Here is an 18,371-nt window from a genome sequence, read left to right as displayed (position 1 = left end):
CATGCGAATTTCAGTTTTTGTACCTCAATACGGGGTAATTGAAGCGGTTACGCCCCCTTTCAGAAGCTTTCATACGGCCAATGAGTTTTTAACCGCATCTGGCAAGAAACCCATTTTTGAAGTGGAATATGTAGGTTTAGATCACCATGTGCCTGCCAATAACGGGGAATACACCATTAAAACCAATAGGTTGCTTAAAGATGTTGCTAAAACAGATTTGCTGATTATCCCACCAGCATTTGGCGACACCATAAAGGGTATACAGGCCAATGCAGAAGCAATACCCCATTTTAAAAGGCTTTATCAAAATGGTGCCGATATTGCCAGCCTGTGCCTGGGTGCTTTTCTTTTGGCCGAGACAGGTTTGCTCAATGGTAAAAAATGTTCTACCCATTGGGCCCACATTAACGATTTCAGAGAAAGATATCCTGAGGTAGAAGTTGAAGACGGCGCCATCATAACAGAACACGAAAATATTTACAGCAGCGGCGGGGCAAGTAGTTTATGGAATTTAATATTATACCTGGTTGAAAAGTTTTCCGACCGGGAAACAGCCATAACCATATCAAAATATTTTGCTTTGGATATCGGAAGAGATAGCCAATCGCAGTTTGCGATATTCAAAGGCCAGCGAAACCATGGAGATCAGGAAATTCAAAAAGTACAGGACCATATCGAAAAACACTACGATGATAAAATATCCATAGAATCCTTAGCCAATTTGATTAATACAGGTCGCAGAACATTTGAACGAAGGTTTAAGGATGCGACCAACAATACCTCCATAGAGTATATACAAAGGGTAAGAATAGAGGCAGCCAAAAAATTCTTTGAAGCATCAAGAAAGAATATATCCGAAATCATGCTTGACGTAGGTTATACAGATACAAAAGCGTTTAGAGATACCTTTAAAAAAGTTACAGGGCTTACCCCAATTGAATACAGAAATAAGTTTGCAAGAGTGGCCTATGAAGTTTAAACTTCATTGCCTCACTGATAAAAGCGATGAATTCAGGTCAAAAAACGAGAGGCCACACCGTACCCCTCGTTTTAACTATTAACTCATAAAATCAAGCTGAGCGTGTTAAAGTCATTTTTATTTCGTGTAATTGATCTCTTCCAGAGTATTGTTATTTATTTTTTTAGAGCGGGAGGCTGTAACCACACAATACCTCCCGGATCTAAATGGATAAGGCATTAAATTTAAGGAGTAGCCTTAATATGCCGGGCCGAAAAAGCATAAACCGAATGGCTTTGGTAAAGCTGCCCCGGCCTTAACACAGTTGATGGGAAGCCCGGGTGGTTCGGGCTATCCGGAAAGTGCTGTGTTTCCAGGCAAAATGCAGTTCTAAAATCGTCCATTCCTTTACGCAGCTTATTTTTACTTTGCATAAAATTGCCCCCGTAAAACTGCAGGCCAGGCTCGGTGGTGTAAATTTTCATTGTTATCCCGCTTTTGTTGCCACTAACCTGGGCTGCCAACACAGAAATACCTGAGCCGTTAAGCACATAATTATGATCGTAGCCCTTTCCAAAAGCAAGCTGTTCGTTTGGTTCTTCCAGCCGTAAACCAATAGCAAGCGGAGCGGTAAAGTCAAACGGCGTACCCTTCACCAGTTCCGGCTTACCTATAGGGATCAAAGTACTGTCAACCGGTGTGTAGCGGGCAGCATTGATCTGAAGCACATGCTCATTAATTGTTCCTGAACCCTCACCATTCAGGTTAAAAAAAGCATGGTTAGTCAGGTTTACCACTGTGGGTTTATCTGTTATGGCCTCGTAGTGCAGCTTCAGCTTGTTATCTGCTGTTAAAGTGTAGGTAACCCGTGCCCTTAGCTTACCCGGAAAACCCTCCTCGCCGTCTTTAGCTATATAGGTTAGTGCCAAAACCGTATCGCCAATTTGTTTTGCATCCCAAACCTTATACTGAAACCCTTGCTTACCTCCGTGCAAAGTATTGGGCCCGTTGTTAATTGAAAGCTGATGGCTCACACCATCTAAAATAAATTTACCGCCCGCAATACGGTTTCCATACCGGCCAATTGTAGCTCCAAAATAAGGCTCTGTGCTGTTCATATAACCTTTAAGGCTGTCGAAACCTACAACTACATTGGTGGGGTGCCCCTTTTTGTCTGGCACTGTTAACGAAACCAGCCTGCCACCATAATTGGTAATGGCAGCACGCATTCCCGAATTATTTTTCAGCACATACAATGAAGTTTTTTTACCATCAATCTGGCATTCAAAATTTTTAACCGTTGGAACCAGGTTTTCATCAGCCTTGCTGTTTGGGTAACACCCGGCTGCCAATAAAGACAGGCCATAGAGCATTACCATTAAACTACTGTTTTTTAAACTCATGCGCTCAAACTTAGTTTTTTTTATGCTCATCAAGTGCTTTCTGGAACATCGTTTTTTCATTTTCAGACACATTGGTTCCAAATTTTTCCAGGTAGGCTTTGGCTACAGGCGCATAATTTTTCCAATCCTGTTTATTGAAATAGCCAACGGTTTGCGCACGCAGCAGGATCTCTTCACCTGGTAGGCCATAAGGCTTTACCGCAGCTTCAACCGCAGCCCAATCTACCTGGTCAGCAGCATTCATCAAAGGCTCCATCTCTCCCTTTAAGATCATGTTCATCATTGCCACGGTGTACTTTCTATCTCCCATCGCTTTCTGAAAAGCTGCTGCGTTATCATGCATCAGCTTAAAGCCTGCATCTTTCGTGCTTTTGCTGAATTGTACAACGGCATTGATATCTTCTTCAGATAGCGGCATTTTTATCCCCGCTATATAGGCCTTTCCGGCAAGTTCGGCACCCAATTTATCTCCAGCCTGGGTAGCCATCATGGCCATTTTTTTCAAAAAAGCAGCATCTCTTTTACCCATTATGTACTGCGGCAGCATATTGCTGTACAGTATGCCGGGCTCTGTCAAATCAGCATCCTTAGCCACTACGCCTTTGGTCATTTCAACCCATCCCGGCAAAGCAGCCTCGGGATTTAATGGCGCATGAATTTGACGCAAGGCTGCAAAAGGAATTTTTATGACCTCCCTATCGTAAGTCATCAACCCATTCTGCTCGCCCTCTACGTCAAAGGGCTGGGTATAAACAGATCCAGATAAGCCCTCTTTTTCAAAAAGTTGTAGGTGTTGGTTCATCACATTGTATTTGGCCATTAATGCTGCAGGTTTCTCCTGAATATACCCCCAGGCCGATCCCGTTAGCCACTGGTGTTCGGGAATAAACACGCCAATACCGCCAAACTCGCCACAAACCTGTGCCATACCAGGAATTCTGATCGGCATCATCGGGTCGGGGTAGCTGTGTACATCGGTCATATCTGCAGATACATAAGCATTGGGCGAAGGTGAACGCAGTACCTCATTCACATACAGCAACTCCCCTGAATGTCCGTTGACAATCCTGGATGGATCAGCAGATTTGATCCACTCTGTTAAACGTTGCTGGTCGTATTGCCCCCATTTCTCGTTAAAAAGCACCCAACAAACAATAGAAGGATGATTGTGAAGCTGGGAAAGTGTTTCTGCAGACTGCGCTTCAAATGCAGCCTTAGCACCTTGCGGCAAACCCTGATTGGGGTTTACCATATCCTGCCATACCAGCATACCCAACTTATCGGCATGGTAGTACCAGCGTGCCGGCTCTACTTTAATGTGCTTACGGATGGTATTGAAACCCATTGCTTTAATCGCCTTGATATCAAAAGCCAAAGCTTCATCAGTTGGGGCGGTATACAAACCTTCAGGCCAGAACCCCTGGTCCAAAGTCCCTAAATTATAATAGGGTTTATTGTTCAGCATAATTCTATCTACTCCGGCAGCATCCTTGACTACACTGATCTTCCGCATCCCGAAATAGCTTTTCACTACATCGTTACCCAGCTTTACGGTAATATCATACAAAAAAGGATTCCCAGGACTCCAAAGCCTGGCTTTCGGCACTTTAACTGTGATCGTGGTCGTACGGTCGTCATCCTGAACTTGTTTCAGGACCCCACACTCGCTGCAGCCCGCAACAACAACTTCAGGCTTTCCCTTGCCCTTAACCACCACATCCAATATACCTTTATCAATATCCGGTCTCATCACCAGCTCCTCCACATGCACCTCAGGCACAGTTTCCATCCACACCGTTTGCCATATCCCCGATGATGGTGTGTAATAAATACTTTCCGGTTTCAACACCTGTTTACCATGCGGCCCTACACCCTCACCACTAGGATCAAACACTTTTACCACAATTTCATTTTCTCCTGCTTTCAGCAAGGCTGTAATGTCAAAGGAAAACGCCGTATATCCACCCTCGTGCTTGCCTGCCTGTGTTCCGTTAACAAACACGGTGGCTTCATAATCTACCGCCCCAAAGTTTAGCTTCACTTTTTCTCCGGTCTTTAGGGCTGGCCTGGTAAACAGCCTCTTGTACCATAGGTTCTGCGATGGCAATAGTGCTTTTTTTACGCCAGATAAAGCGGACTCGATTGGATAAGGCACCAATATCCGTCCATCAAATCTGGAAGGCCGGGCGGCACCGTTATCTGTAATTGCATAATCCCACAAGCCATTTAAGTTAACCCAGTTGTTACGCTCCATTTGCGGGCGTGGGTATTCTTTGAGTGCATTAGCTGGCGAAACATTTTTTGCCCATCTTGTTTGAACAGCCACAGGCTGCAATTTCCAGGAATCCTGCCCCAACACCGGTGCCGTAAAAGCAAACATTACCGCTGCCGATAGCATGCATCTAATGATATTCATTTTGTATGTTTTTTAAGTTAGTTTTTCTTTAGCTTCAATGCCTGTTAATTCATGCCAACAAACACATAAAACTAAACCACAAACCTATTAAACCCCACATTTTCAAAGCTGTACAATCCTGAAAAAATCGGGTACAATTCAACGCTGGAATAAATTTAACTTTTTGTCTTCCCTTCATTCAAATTTAGTATCCGTGCTTATCTTATCCGTTCGCATCTATCCATCTGAACACTTTGATCGCTCGCCCGATTTATACAATATGTAATTTAGAATAATATGAACTAGTCCTGTCTGGACTCTCAGTTGTATAAGATGATATACACTGGCATAAAACAGCAAAATTATAGAAATCAATAAATTATAAATTAAATGATAAACATCAAATTAGGCACCCTGGTCCCTTTAATAATATGCTGTCTGGCGCTAAGTTCCTGCAAAGCTCAATCAGACCATATTGAAACCTACAAGGGAAAGGCACTGTTCGAGACAGATCTGTCATCCCTGTTTATCGAAGAAAAATCCTATAAAGACAAACCTGTGGATAGCAAGCTTGCTCAGCGCTTCGATGAATTTATATCAAAGTTAAACCCCAATGGTATAAGCGTATCTGTAGCAATACCGGGTAAGGGCACCTGGAACCACCAAAGTGGTTTTGCAAATAAAAAGCAGGGTATCAAAGTTGATCAGCAAAGCCTGTTCTACTGGGCCAGTGTAGGTAAAATGTTTACATCAGTAGTGATTAACCAGTTGATACAAGAACGGAAGCTGCGAATGGATTCGCCTCTTTCTAAATGGTTTCCGTCGTTTAAATTTTCATATAATATAACCATACTGGATCTACTTGTTCATACCAGCGGAATATACAGTTTTAACTATGACGAGTCCTTTAACAGCAGCCCAAATCTCTACTACTCACCTGATCAGCTGATCGCTATTGCACAAAAAGCAAAACCACTTTTCAAACCCGGAGAAAACTGGTCATATTCAAATACAAATTATTTGTTGCTTGCCCTTATAGCCGAAAGAACAGAACACAAACCATTCGCCCAGATCGTACAGGATCGCATCGTAAAACCCATTGGCTTAACAAGTGTAAAAGTCCTTGCACCAAAAGAGCAGCGTTCAAATCTTGCCCAGTCTCATAAAAACGGAGAGGTCATGCTGCGTGATTATTCGGTGCCCCTTGGTGCAGGTAACCTGGTAGGGAATGCGGCCGACATGGTAAAATTCCATACCGCGCTTTTGTCCAATACATTCTTTAACAGTCCGGTAACCTCGGCATTATTCGCTAAAATGTACCCAATGTTTGAAAAGGGTATGTATTACGGGCAGGGTATAATGTGTTATAACTTTCCTGAAATAGATGGATCAACGGGTAAATGGATAGGACACAGTGGTGGGATACCGGATTATAAATCCGCAGTCATTTTAGATCAGCAAACCAGAATCATCGTAGCTGTATCTGTGAATGAAACCATATCGGCCGAAGCTATAGCAAACAACCTGATAAAATTAGCCGGGAATTAATTAAATATAACTAAATGACAGCTAAATCACTAAACAAGTATCTCAGTTGTAAACTACAATTCATTTTGTTCCTTATTGCCTTTCCTGCTTTATTGTACGCACAAAAGCCTCAGCTCCCGGTCACTGAAGCTGAAAAAAAGCTGGTCATTAATGCGATCAGCAAAACGCTTACCGATATGTATATCTTTCCGGAAGTAGCACAAAAGATGGTCTCGGCGCTTTCAGCCAGATCCAATAGCGGAGCTTACGATGCCCTCACCAGTCCATCACAATTTGCAGCTAAACTGGCAGCCGATTTGGTAGATGTTTCACACGATCAGCACATTAACATCAGTTTTGACCCGGCCTGGGTACAAGCCAGTAAAAAAGCAATAAGTAAAAAGGATAGCCTGCAGCTGATCAACAGAGATTTTCCAAACGCACGAGCGGATAATTTCGGGTTCAGGAAAATAGCCATACTGGACGGCAATATCGGCTACCTCAACCTCACCAGGTTTTACGATCCCGCAACGGGGGGTGAAACGGTAGTCTCGGCCATGAATTTTCTCAGCAATGCAGATGCCCTCATCCTCGATCTGCGTCAAAATGACGGTGGCCGGGGAGATATGGTCCAGCTGATTGCCAGTTACTTTTTTGATCCCGATCCTGTCATGATCGTTGATATCTATTCAAGAGCGGACGACCAGCACAGACAGGACTGGACATTGCCCTATGTACCAGGCAAACGACTGGCTGGCAAGCCCTTGTATGTACTAACCGGCCAGGCTACTTTTTCTGCAGCAGAAAGTTTCATTTATTTTCTGAAGAACCGCAACCGTGCCATCCTGGTTGGCCAGCCTACAGGCGGAGGCGCCCATCCTGTACGCCATACCATGCTAACAGATCGGTTTACAATGTTCATTCCCTATGCACGGCCTATTGATCCTATTACAAAAACAGACTGGGAAGGAACCGGGGTAAGCCCACACATTGCCGTACCTGAAAAAGAAGCGCTTACAGTTGCCCATATCAATGCATTGGAAGGATTATTAAAGGGTAGAATAGAAAACCGAAACGCAGCATGGGCGCTTGAAGCCCTGAAGGCCAGGGTCAACCCTGTTTTACTGCCGGATGCGATTCTGGAATCCTACACAGGAAGCTATTCTGGCGGACTGCGGAACCTGACATTTGAAAAAGGTAAGCTGTACCTTAAGCGGGTTGGAGAACCCAAGTACGAACTTGTTCCGTTGAACAGCAATACTTTTTATATTCCGGAAATGCCCTACCTGCAAATTAAGATCACTACAGTAAACGGAAAAATCATCGGCCTTGAAAGGCATTACAATGATGGCAGCATTTTAAAAGATTTAAAAGACAGATAATTGAGATGAAAAAAGACATATTTGTTATTCTGCATTCCAAATTTGGCGCAGAAGAATTCGAAATAAAAAACGCAAGGTATAATTTATATAACCCAGAGGGGAATATCTGGGAATTTACGCTAAGCTTTGATACCAGTGCTGCTATTAAACGGGCTGATAAATTGGAGAAAGTAATTGATGTGAAACCAAATTTTGAGGCCACTGTAATCATTCCTCCCAATGATCTGGATTTACAAAAAGGCAGGCTGATTTATCAGAAAGAAGGTTACGATTACGAGCGCGAAGAAATCTTATCCAATATTTATTATTTTGAACATCAGAGTGTAGATGACCTGCGCATTGAAATTGTTGAAATCAAAGAAGATAAAATCCTGGCCAATGTAACCGGTAAAGGAATAGTAAACGGCTCGAACGGGAATGAGCCCGATGCTGAGTTTATATTAAAAGAAGTAAGCTTCACGCATGATAAAGAACTGTTTCGGGATGTGATGTAAATTTTGGTCATCCAACTAGTCCTACCCTGGCTTTCTGCGCATACTCACTAATTATAAAAATAGCTGACCATATCGCGCTGGTGCATACCGCTTTTTAATTCCTTTTGCAGTGAAATTACCGCCGATCTGGAAAAATCACCTTTATAATACAAATGGATGGTCCTGCTTCGGAGGTCTGCAGCCATTGAATAATTAGACACCATATCATTTGGCTTTTTTTGCGTGGTTTTTCCCAGCAATTTAACTACATCTTTTAAATGATAAGTCCTCTCTTCAGCAAGGTATTTAGTAGCGGTATCTCTTCGCCAGCAAGGTTCGTAATGGTTATTGTTTACAGCGTAATTGGTCAGTACAAAGTTCCTGGCCGATTTTCTTACAATATAACTGCCATGAACTATAGCATAGTCTCCACCGGCGTCGCCTATAAACAACTGGGCACCCTTTAACCTAAGTAAATTGAACTGGGAAATATAGATTATGGCTTCTTCAACCGTTTTACATCTCTTTAGTACATCTGTAACCACCTCTTCGGTCCTATCCTTTTTTAAGGGATCTCTTGTAGCAGGGATCTCGTCAATAGCCGTATAATCCATAAACACACCCTGCTCATTCATACCGCCCTGAGGGTTCTTATACATAATTTTGTTCAGTTTTTCATCTGCCGAAAGCTCTGTCCATATCATGTACCCATAATGCTTATCCAACCTGGGGTAATACCAAACCCTGTAAGTAAGCGTAGGCACCTCATCTTCATTGTTACCTACCCAAACATGCTTCCCATCATTGGCCATAAATATGGTACAGGCATTACTGTTGAGCACATTTATCAAACATACTACCATTAAAAAACAGAGGGAAATCTTGCGTTTCATATCATTTGCATTTTAGTCTGCAAATTTATTTCCCTTGCACGGGCCGCATGTTCGCATTTATCCATTGGAACATATTAGTTACCCTCAAACTAGTCCTATCTCGGTTTTCATTTGTATCTATACTATATACAGCGTAACAACGCAATAAAACATAGAATAAAAACAAAATGAAAAAAACACAATCCTTTCCACTCCTGGCTGCTGCAATGCTGTTTATAGTAGCCTGCGCTCCAAGCTACCTTGGAAAAACCTATGCACCAACACAAAACGTAGACATTTACATGGATCAGGCTGATATCAAAAAGCCTTATACCATAATGGGCAACACAGAAACTGAAGTGATGCTCAAATCTACAGAACGTACACAACAAGACCTGATAGAGGTAGCCAAAGCCAAAGGTGCCGACGGCATCATTCTCAGTTCCTCTGAAGAAGTAACCTCAACCTCGGCAAGTACCTCGGGTACCGAAAAAAAAGGCAAAAAACAAAATGAGCACAACTCAACCACCACTACCAGCACCAGTAAAACAAAAAAAATCAAGGGAGTACTGATTAAGTATAACGCATCATAAAAAATACATCATATATCAGTTGCTGCTTTGCTGCTTAATATATGCGGTTGGCGAACAGCCCGTGTATTTTTTAAACGCCGTGTTAAAGGCAGTTTTTGAGTTAAATCCAGCGGCAAAAGCAATGCCCACCATATTCAGCTCTTCTATACGCCCGGCCATCAGCAGTTTTTTGGCTTCTTCAACCCTAAGCTGGTTAATAAAGTTATAGAAATTGCCTCCGGTAAGTTTGTTGATCAGGTAAGAAGTATCGTGAATACTTACTCCTAACTGATTTGCCAGGGATGGAAGACTTAGGTCATTATTCAGGAAAATTTGCCCCTCAACCATCAGCTCATCTAATTTTTTCGATAAAACGGCGAGTTGCTTATCACTAAGTCTCGCCGTTTTCTGCTTATCATCGGGCAAAGGGTGCTCAAGTAAGTCGGAGATCTCCTCCAGCTCGGCGTTACTGAAAGCAAAAACAGCAACCTGTCTCATAGAAAAATAAGCGAGAAAAAATACAGCACCAGTATAAATAACAGGCATTATCTTTAGCAAAACAGCAAAACCAAATACTGCGTCATTTATCCAAAAAATAGAAATCACTGCCAAAATGACTAGAAAATAACGGAGCCAGTCCAGGTCTATTTCTTTAACAGCAGCAGTAATTAGTTTTAAGTTCCTTTTGTGCACTATCAGTATCTGGTAAGAAATGGTTATATATGCCAGGAACTGAAAGGGTAGCAAATCACGGACTAAAAATTTAAAATTTCCGGTTTCAAAAAGGATAGCTGTTATGAAATCCCTGCCTGTTGTAGCCCAAATTGCCTGAAAAATCAGGCACACCAGGTAAGGCAAAAAATGAAGCCAGTGTTTTTTTTTGAAAACCAGCAGCGGTTCAACAAAATAACGCGTACCCAGGTAAAGAGCGGGCGGTAATATAAATTGTAAGTTACTCAATGCCGTGGTTTCCAAACTAATGCCCAGAAACGCGGTTCCCATGGTCAGCACAAAAAGCGCAAGCCATCTGTTTGCGACAAGATTTTGCCTTAAAGGGTGAAAAAACATGAGAAAACTAAGCAGAAAACAGGCACCGGCGGAAAAGCACATCATAAAAGTATTCATGTTTTTCAGTTTCCTCAAAAATACTGCAATAAAGTCGAGACTTCAACTAGCCCTATCCAGGTTTTCAATTGTATATTTAATATACACCATGTAAAACACAGTAAAATTATAAATTATGACTACTGATAAAAAAATCCGTTTAGCGGGGCTACTTATACTGTCGGGTATGTGTTCAGGTATATTTAGTGTTGCACCGGCGGTTGATTCAAAAACTTACCTCACAGCGGCAGCCCAAAATTCCAACGGGGTACTGCTTGCTGCTGTTTTTCAGTTTATCATGTCGCTCACTTATATGGGGGTTGCCATTTTGTTGTATCCTGAAATCAAAAGGTTTAACCGCAGCTTATCCATCGGATTTTTAGGTTTCAGAATTCTGGCCGCGGCGCTTTCAATTATTGGAACTACGTTGCTGTTAGCTGTTCTTGCATTAAGTGAGGCCTATTTGCAAAACCCTTCACAAGGCAGCGTCGGTCCCGGGCTTTTAGGAAATGTGCTTAAGGCATCACGTGATTATGTAAATCATGTGTTTATGGTTTTGGTTTTGTGTACCGGAAATTACTTATGCTATCTTTTGCTTTACAGGTCAAAATTAATTCCTCAATGGTTATCTCTATGGGGAATGGTCGGCGCTTTTTTAGCTGTGAGTGCCAGCATCTTGTTTTTGTTCCGGCAGGTAGATGTGATTACATACGGCTATTTAGCTTTAAATGTGCCAACAGCAATTCATGAATTGGTCTTAGGAATATGGCTGATAGTAAAGGGTTTTAACAAAAGCGATCTGCAGCCCGCTGCCCCTTCCTATACTCCATTGTCCTCATTCCGGTCATTTTTTTATTAAATGTTTTGTGCTTATGAGTTTATAATCGAGTAACGTGCACCAGGGCCTAGTTAAATGCATTTAACCCCTTTTCACGATTTAAGTGTACCCGGTAATATACCAAACCGGCGGCGGAATGCGACGGCAAAATGATGCGGGTGCTGGCATCCTACCTTTTCGGCCACCTCATTCACCTGTAATTTTTCATCCAGCAGCAGCCGTCGGGCGTTAACCATTCGCAATTCCCTTACCAGACCAAAAATAGTTGTGCCAAATAAGGCTTTGAATCCATCCTTCAGTTTCATCTGGTTAATGCCAACCATCCTGCCCAGTTCGGTTATTGAGCATGGCCTGGCACAAACTGGACATCAGGATTGCGCTTGCGAAAACCGGAGCTGGAAAGTAAGTAATTTACTTTATACGTTCTGGGATTACCTGAGAAACGTCTATCAATAGGTAGAAATTCGACCTGAATTCGGGATGCGTTAGAGATTGACAGCGCCTTGAATATCCATTGGCTGGCCCTTGCTAAGGCCCCTGGCTATATCAAGGCCCTATCAACCCCTAATCAATGGGCCTTCAATGCGCCCTTAATGTAAAACGCATCCCGAACGCAGTACGAACACAGCTAACGACTGAATAACTGCTATTTGCTAATAACTGCACGAAAAGGAGCAGCAGGTAAACCTGCATTATTGCATAAATTGCCAATTTTATAATTCCTGAAACAATAGCGCACCTCTACCGGCTCCTTAACCTGCTCACACCACACTTTAACGCGGTCCGAACCATTCAGTATTGATGCTTCGGCCGCCCTAAAAACGCCATCTTTACCGGCAATTTCAAATCCTGTAATTTTTTCGTTCTCGGGGTTTAAGCCATCCTTCCCGAAATCAAACACCAGCTCTGTAACGGTATCTTTTAAACTGGCCGATTTAATTATAGGCCCCGAATATGCAAAGCCTTCTTTGCCGTAGGTTTTTGCCAATGCCCAGTAAGCCAGCCGCTCTCCTACTTCAATTTTATGAGCCGGATGAATAAAAACTTCGCTTCCCAGATCAGCGGTTATTGCCATTCCCACATTTGGAATTTCATTCATCAGTTCAAGTTGTGCCTGCCGGAAATATGCCCAGTCCATCAGATCTTTCCCGCCCGATTGCCAGGGCGCAAGCTGAACGTAATAAAATGGCATCTCGGGAGCCTCAAAAAACGTTCGCCATTGTTTTGTCATTGCAGCGAACAATTGTTTATACAAAGCCGGATTGGCAGTATTGGCTTCTCCCTGGTACCAGATCACGCCTTTAACCGGAAATCCTTTCCAGGGGTTTACCATGGCATTCCATAAAAGCGTAGGCATTCCTGCGGCCCATTCAAATTCCTTTTGATTGACATCGGGAAATGTAATGTCCCCTATGCCGGCCAGGCTTTCCTTATCCATCCAGGTTTCAATTTTTGACATGCTCCAGGAACAATTGACCAGACCAATAGGGGCACCGAGCGATTGCTCCAGCATATCGCCAAAAAAATAGGCCGTTGCAGAAAACCCGGCAACGTCTTTTGCCGACAGCTCTTTCCATTCGCCCACAACCCCTGCCGCCTGTGGCATGGTGTTCCAGGCACGTTTTACCGTATATAGCCTTATCTTTCTGTTTGGATTGGCCGTTACTATATGTTTTAAGGTACCAAAAACCGGCTGGCCGCGAAATCCTTTTACCGGCATTTCCATGTTAGATTGCCCGGAACAAAACCATACTTCGCCGATAAGCACATTTTTTAACAGCAATTCCTCTCCATCATTAAAACTAATCTCATATGGTTTTGCAACAGATTCTGGTGTAGGCACCGTAATTTCAAAATACCCGGATGGATTGGCCACCACTGCATACTTTACCTTATTCCAGCCAACCTTAACTTTTACGCGTTTATTTGCATGGGCATATCCCTTAAAGGTTACCTTTGACAGCTGCTGCAAAACCATATGATTTCCAAATACTGTACTGAGCTTTACTTTTGCTTTTAGCTGTGTAACAACACTGCATAAGAGTACGATAATGAAAAGATTAGTTATTTTATTCATGGATTTGGTTACTTTTTGATACTGTTCAGATAATTGTTAATGCCTGTTTTTAAGGCTGCAAAGTAATTGTACCTTTTAACATGCACCATATCGAAAATGAAATAGCCGTCGCATGCGTTTATTGCGGCATCAACAGTTTTGGTTACCGCAGCATCCATACCACCGTTTTCCCAGCCAGCCCCGTTTCCAACATCGGGCCCGCCTGAAACCCGGGTGTCTCCCTGCATCAGGGTTTTGGCATTTTTGCAGAAGCCTTCTACGGTCCACTCTCCTGAACCATATATGCGATCGGTTGGTGCATAAGCGCCTATCAACACAAAGTCCATATGATCGGCGTAGCCAAAATCTTTGTAGGCAGGGCTTGCCCAGGCCGGATAAAACTGCGCAGTGTTGTATTTAGGGCTGGCCCAGTTTACCCCTACATCATAATAAGTAGAATACCAGCCCCCCACATATACTCCAAACTGCATTTTATCATTTACCGATTTTACACGTTCTCTGGCCTTTACCATAAAATCGTGTATTGTTTTTACCCTGAATTCCATCCATTTCTTAAAATGTTTGGGCATGGTAGCTGGCAAGGGGTAAGATGGTGTTCCCGGAACGATGACATCATTTGGAAAATTCGCGACGGTTTCACCAATGTATTGTTCAAACTTCTGTTTGGTAACGGCAGAAAAATCGCAGACAAAATTATTGTACCGGCAGCGGTCCAGAATGAGCCCATCAATATTGTACCTGGCCAGATCGCCGATAATGTTGAGCATATACTGTTGCACATCATCATTGGCAGGGTTCATAAATTTGGTGCCATAACTGTTATCGGGGTCCTGGGCGGTGGTAATATCCATTACGTTTACCAGCCCTCCGGGCAGGTTTAAAGTGGTTGCCCATTCTTTTTTAGTCCCTTCCCTGAACAGCATTCCCTGCTGCCCCAGGCCATATGCATAATTGTTACCGGCAACAAAGGTATTTATGGCGGCATGGATTTTAAGCCCCAGGGCATGCCCCTCATCAATAAAGGCCTGCAAATAATCCCATGTTGCCGTGCGTTCCACAAATCCGTATCCGCCCGATGACCAGACATCCAGTTTTTTTACCTGCTGTACCTGCGCAGAGTTGAACAGCACATCTCCCATACTGGGGCGTACATCTACCACCACATCTGTAATCCCGGCATCGGCCAGTTTAGCCAGGTCCCTTTTAATGTTCTCCTTACTGTTTGCATAGTCTGGAAAATTTGCGGCAGCATCAATCCAGATGTACCTTGGTTTTTCGGATTGGGAGGGATCATTTGGTTTATCCCATATCCATTCTATTGCTGCATTATCTTTTTTACAGGACGAGGCAAAGCCAAACAGGCTCAGGCCAGCTGTAGCCATCAAAAAATTCTTCCTATTCATACTTGGTTGATTTTATGCTTAGTTATTTTACGTCAACACAATTAAATTCGTAACAAGCCAGGTTGCCTGCATTAAAATCAATGGTAAAGACCTGCATTTTGTAGCCATCGGTACTTGGGGCAATTAACACATCGCCACTAGCCGAAACCGCATTTCCTACAGTACCATATTTGGCAGAAAACACCAATGCCCCGGTTTTATCTACATTGCCTTTAAAGTTCCCCATTGAAGAAACATCATAAATATATAATTCCGAAGAAATGCCCCATCCCGGGAAATGACTTGGACAGTAGAAGGCCAGGTATTTAGCATTGTTGAATTCTTTGGCATCGGCCAAGCTGTTGTTAATGCCCCATCCGTTACCGGAAGTCTGATCGGCCAGGCTCAATGCTTTGGTATTGTTTCCATCCAGGTAATACAGGTTGTTTACACCGCCATCGTAAAAGCCAACAAAAGATCCGTCGGCAATGTTGGCGCTTCTGGAAGTTACTTTGGTGCCGTTTACGCCTGCTCCCCAGAAAGGAATACCAGCGGCAGTAATTACTTCGGCACTTCCTGCCACTCCATTTGTAATTACCCACCTTACAAACCGGTTAGAACCCGAAGCGGCAGTCCCATCGCAGGTAGCAATAAGAATTGCCTTTTCGTTCAGGTTTCCATAAACAGACATTTTACTGCCTACAGGGAAACCCGAATTGTTTGTCCAGCTGATGAAGGCCTGAGGCGCCGTTGTTACCGCATTGGTTTTGTATACTTTTAAGGTTTCACCTGTATTGGTATAATCTGCCACAATGATGTTTCCGGCAGCATCGCTGGCCACACTGCCATTGCCTTTTGCTGCGCCTAAATTCATCAGCCCAACATACTTACCGGTGCTTCTGTTGTAATACTTAGGTGCCTGTCCGTTGGCAGTAGAAACCACCAGGAAATTACCCGATGCCGCCAGACTTGGCTTACTTCCATCGGTATAACCCAAAGTACCCAGGTTAAGGTTAAAGCTTAAATTTTCGGAACCACTTCTAAAACCATAGGTAATTTTAGCCGGGGCCGTTTTCATGATGGAATAAGTGGTTTTTGTGAGCCCATCATGCGCGGTTACGGTAAGCTGGGTTGGGGCATTCAGATTCATACCTTCCAGTGAACGGTCTAAAGTAGCATGTGCAGACATGGTGACCTCTACATTCACCGCTGACAGGTCTTCAACTGTAATTAGGGAGATTGTTTTCTTATCCTGATCAATGAGCCCGGTTACCCCTGCCGATTCAATGTTGAAGAAAGTAATGCTCGATTTTTTAGATTTGGTACGTTCTCCGCGGATGGAAATCCGCTTCTGATTGCCCAGCTGATCTGTAAAGGTAAAGAAGTTTTCCCGGGTAAGGTCCAGTATACCCAGTTTTGGTTCTATTTTGCAGTTGTTGGCCAGGTTGGCCTCAATCTTCATCGCCTTCATATACGGCGTAGTTTCATGATCGCTGTCTTCGGGAAAAAACCAGGGTACAGGGATCACAAACTGGTCTGTTTCTGCTCCGGTTATATCGAACTTAACGGCTTCCGTTTCTTTCAGGTTGCCGGTAGTAAACTTGGCCACCAGGCTGCTAATGCCCCTGGCGTCGTTTGTAGGCTGTACATACACCGCTTTTTTACAGCCTGCGAAGACAACTACAGCCACTATAATGATATTGAATATGTGCTTTCTCATATTTACATTTCTTAATAATGCAATTAATTCCACTCAGGAAATTGTTTCACTGCAGTGTTGTTTGTAATTTCAGCCGTAGGCAATGGGATGCGGTACATTTTTGCCGGGAAATTACGGTCTTGTTTATCACAGTCTACATAGGTGTACTTAAACCCGGCCCCCGCTTTTTCTATCTTGAGTCCATGAACGCGCTTTCCGGTAAATGCGCTTTCGGCCAGCTTCCAGCGTTTCATGTCCCAGTAATAGAAGCCTTCAAAGGCCAGCTCAACTTTTCTTTCCTGCATAATGGCGGCCATCAGGTCTGGCCCGCTTTTATCACGGTAAGGTAGCCCTACCCTGGCCCTTACTTTACGTACTGCTGCATTGGCATCTGCAATGGCATTAGAACGGTAACAGGCCTCTGCATAATTCAGCAATACTTCGGCTAAACGAAAGGCCGTCCAGGGCTGTGTTGATCCGTCTTTACTCAGGTCAATATTTTCATCCAGCAGCTTTCTTAAAAAATAACCGGTAACGGTACGCCCTGCGGGCACTGCATCGTCTTTCCAACTTGCCCAGCCATCTGTTCCATCAATAAATGGCTCTATTTTCCGTCCTTTCCAACTTGCGCCATTGTATAAGATACTGGCCTGAAAACGCGGTTCCAGGTTTGCATATGGTGGTTCATCTGTGGTTCCGGAGGTATTGTGCCAGGCTGTCCAGTCTGGAAAGCCCCCAACTGTTTTCAGCTCATAAGATTCTACCATTTCCTGTGTTGGGGTGCCCATAGCCCCTGCTCCCTTGCGGTCGCCGCCGGGGGCATAATTTGCATCAAAACTATGGGTAAAGGAGGCCTTATTGTAACTGTATTGAAGAATGGCTTCGGTATTTCCGGCTTTAAATGCATCAGCATAATTGCCTGTTAGCTCATAGCCTATTTCCAATACCCTGGCCCCGGCAGTTTTTGCTGCTTCCCAGCGTTCGGCATACAGCATGGCTCTTGATAACAAGGCATAAGCTGCCCCAACGGTTACCCTCCCATTTGGGTTTTTACTGTTCAACAGGTGTTGTGCAGCAAAATTTAAATCGGCCTGTACAAAATCCCAGCCCTGGGCTTCTGTGCTTAAGCCCATATTTTTATTGATTTTTGAAAGGTCCTCATCGTAAATGATAACTTCCTTATAGCGTTTTACCAGATCAAAGTAAAGCTGGGCCCTAAAAAACCTGATTTCTGCCTCCAGCCGGTTGCGGTCGGCATCTGTAAAAGTGCTGTACTTTTTAAGATTGGACAAAGCCTCGTTAACCCGTCTTACCTGCTCATAAACTGCTGCCCAGTTGCCCAGGTAAACCGCCACATAGTTGGGTGTAAGTACACTACCGCCATAAGCAATTTCATTGGGGATATACATAAAGGCATTGTAGGTCATCGATGAATATTTAAATGCATCTGTAAATCCATCTGTTATGCCTGCAATAGATTGCCCCGTACTGAAATTGCCAAAGTAATTCAGGTCATGATAAAAGCTGTTGATGGCCAGCTCAGCATATTCGACCTTGCTCCATACCAGTTTATCAGAGGCTGCAGAAGTAGGTGTCATGTCCAGGTACTTTTTACAGGAAGAAAAACTTAAAGCGGCCAGGCCAATCAAAGCTGCTTTGTAGATATATTTTTTCATTTGAATCAAAATT

At 43.5% G+C, this 18,371-nt stretch carries 15 protein-coding genes; 6 read left to right on the top strand and 9 right to left on the bottom strand.

Going from position 1 to position 18,371, the window contains the following annotated elements:
- Position 1 precedes the first annotated feature (1 nt).
- Positions 2 to 979 carry a GlxA family transcriptional regulator gene (locus ABIE26_RS18185; RefSeq protein ID WP_310144497.1) on the top strand — a complete coding sequence of 326 codons (978 nt, stop codon included), beginning with the start codon at positions 2 to 4 and terminating at the stop codon, positions 977 to 979.
- A gap of 224 nt (positions 980 to 1,203) precedes the next feature.
- Here ABIE26_RS18185 and ABIE26_RS18180 read toward each other — a convergent pair whose 3' ends face one another.
- Positions 1,204 to 2,391: an aldose epimerase family protein gene (locus ABIE26_RS18180; protein ID WP_354376236.1), complete on the bottom strand. Its 1,188-nt coding sequence runs from the start codon at positions 2,389 to 2,391 to the stop codon at positions 1,204 to 1,206.
- Positions 2,372 to 4,777, bottom strand: coding sequence for a glycoside hydrolase family 2 protein (locus ABIE26_RS18175; RefSeq protein WP_310144492.1), 2,406 nt, complete (start codon positions 4,775 to 4,777; stop codon positions 2,372 to 2,374). Before ABIE26_RS18175 ends, ABIE26_RS18180 begins: the two co-directional genes overlap by 20 nt.
- A gap of 369 nt (positions 4,778 to 5,146) precedes the next feature.
- Between ABIE26_RS18175 and ABIE26_RS18170 the strand changes: the two genes are divergently transcribed.
- From ABIE26_RS18170 to ABIE26_RS18160, 3 genes are read left to right on the top strand one after another with little or no spacing between them, the layout of a single operon-like run.
- Entirely contained in the window at positions 5,147 to 6,304 is a 1,158-nt protein-coding gene (locus tag ABIE26_RS18170) for a serine hydrolase domain-containing protein (RefSeq protein ID WP_310144489.1), read from the top strand.
- A 14-nt stretch (positions 6,305 to 6,318) separates the two neighbouring features.
- On the top strand, positions 6,319 to 7,665 hold the full coding sequence (locus ABIE26_RS18165; RefSeq protein WP_310144486.1) for a S41 family peptidase: 1,347 nt from the start codon (positions 6,319 to 6,321) through the stop codon (positions 7,663 to 7,665).
- Positions 7,666 to 7,670: 5 nt separating this feature from the next.
- Complete coding sequence (locus tag ABIE26_RS18160) at positions 7,671 to 8,159, top strand: hypothetical protein (RefSeq protein WP_310144484.1); 489 nt, start codon at positions 7,671 to 7,673, stop codon at positions 8,157 to 8,159.
- Between the two features lie 47 nt (positions 8,160 to 8,206).
- Here the strand turns inward: ABIE26_RS18160 and ABIE26_RS18155 are convergent, their stop codons facing one another.
- Positions 8,207 to 9,031: a hypothetical protein gene (locus ABIE26_RS18155; RefSeq protein ID WP_310144481.1), complete on the bottom strand. Its 825-nt coding sequence runs from the start codon at positions 9,029 to 9,031 to the stop codon at positions 8,207 to 8,209.
- A gap of 167 nt (positions 9,032 to 9,198) precedes the next feature.
- Between ABIE26_RS18155 and ABIE26_RS18150 the strand changes: the two genes are divergently transcribed.
- Positions 9,199 to 9,603, top strand: a complete 405-nt coding sequence (locus ABIE26_RS18150; RefSeq protein WP_310144475.1) for a hypothetical protein — start codon at positions 9,199 to 9,201, stop codon at positions 9,601 to 9,603.
- A gap of 15 nt (positions 9,604 to 9,618) precedes the next feature.
- Here the strand turns inward: ABIE26_RS18150 and ABIE26_RS18145 are convergent, their stop codons facing one another.
- Positions 9,619 to 10,725: a helix-turn-helix domain-containing protein gene (locus ABIE26_RS18145; RefSeq protein ID WP_354376235.1), complete on the bottom strand. Its 1,107-nt coding sequence runs from the start codon at positions 10,723 to 10,725 to the stop codon at positions 9,619 to 9,621.
- Between the two features lie 97 nt (positions 10,726 to 10,822).
- Here ABIE26_RS18145 and ABIE26_RS18140 point away from each other — a divergent pair, with 97 nt between their 5' ends.
- On the top strand, positions 10,823 to 11,545 hold the full coding sequence (locus tag ABIE26_RS18140) for a DUF4386 domain-containing protein (protein ID WP_310144470.1): 723 nt from the start codon (positions 10,823 to 10,825) through the stop codon (positions 11,543 to 11,545).
- A gap of 71 nt (positions 11,546 to 11,616) precedes the next feature.
- On the opposite strand, the gene ABIE26_RS18135 is transcribed toward ABIE26_RS18140, so the two are convergent.
- The 5 genes from ABIE26_RS18135 to ABIE26_RS18115 all read right to left on the bottom strand — a co-directional run bounded on the left by ABIE26_RS18135 (position 11,617) and on the right by ABIE26_RS18115 (position 18,358).
- The gene (locus ABIE26_RS18135; RefSeq protein ID WP_310144467.1) at positions 11,617 to 11,847 is read right to left on the bottom strand and encodes a helix-turn-helix transcriptional regulator; all 231 of its coding nucleotides are present in this window, start codon (positions 11,845 to 11,847) and stop codon (positions 11,617 to 11,619) included.
- Positions 11,848 to 12,170: 323 nt separating this feature from the next.
- On the bottom strand, positions 12,171 to 13,601 hold the full coding sequence (locus ABIE26_RS18130; protein WP_310144464.1) for a sialate O-acetylesterase: 1,431 nt from the start codon (positions 13,599 to 13,601) through the stop codon (positions 12,171 to 12,173).
- A gap of 8 nt (positions 13,602 to 13,609) precedes the next feature.
- The gene (locus ABIE26_RS18125) at positions 13,610 to 15,004 is read right to left on the bottom strand and encodes an alpha amylase family protein (protein WP_310144461.1); all 1,395 of its coding nucleotides are present in this window, start codon (positions 15,002 to 15,004) and stop codon (positions 13,610 to 13,612) included.
- A 22-nt stretch (positions 15,005 to 15,026) separates the two neighbouring features.
- Entirely contained in the window at positions 15,027 to 16,703 is a 1,677-nt protein-coding gene (locus tag ABIE26_RS18120) for a DUF5018 domain-containing protein (RefSeq protein ID WP_310144458.1), read from the bottom strand.
- A gap of 23 nt (positions 16,704 to 16,726) precedes the next feature.
- Complete coding sequence (locus ABIE26_RS18115; RefSeq protein WP_310144456.1) at positions 16,727 to 18,358, bottom strand: RagB/SusD family nutrient uptake outer membrane protein; 1,632 nt, start codon at positions 18,356 to 18,358, stop codon at positions 16,727 to 16,729.
- Positions 18,359 to 18,371: the final 13 nt, after the last annotated feature.

The organism is Pedobacter africanus (assembly GCF_040548825.1).
GTDB classification, from domain to species: domain Bacteria; phylum Bacteroidota; class Bacteroidia; order Sphingobacteriales; family Sphingobacteriaceae; genus Pedobacter; species Pedobacter africanus_A.
This window is presented reverse-complemented; position numbering and strand designations above follow the sequence as displayed.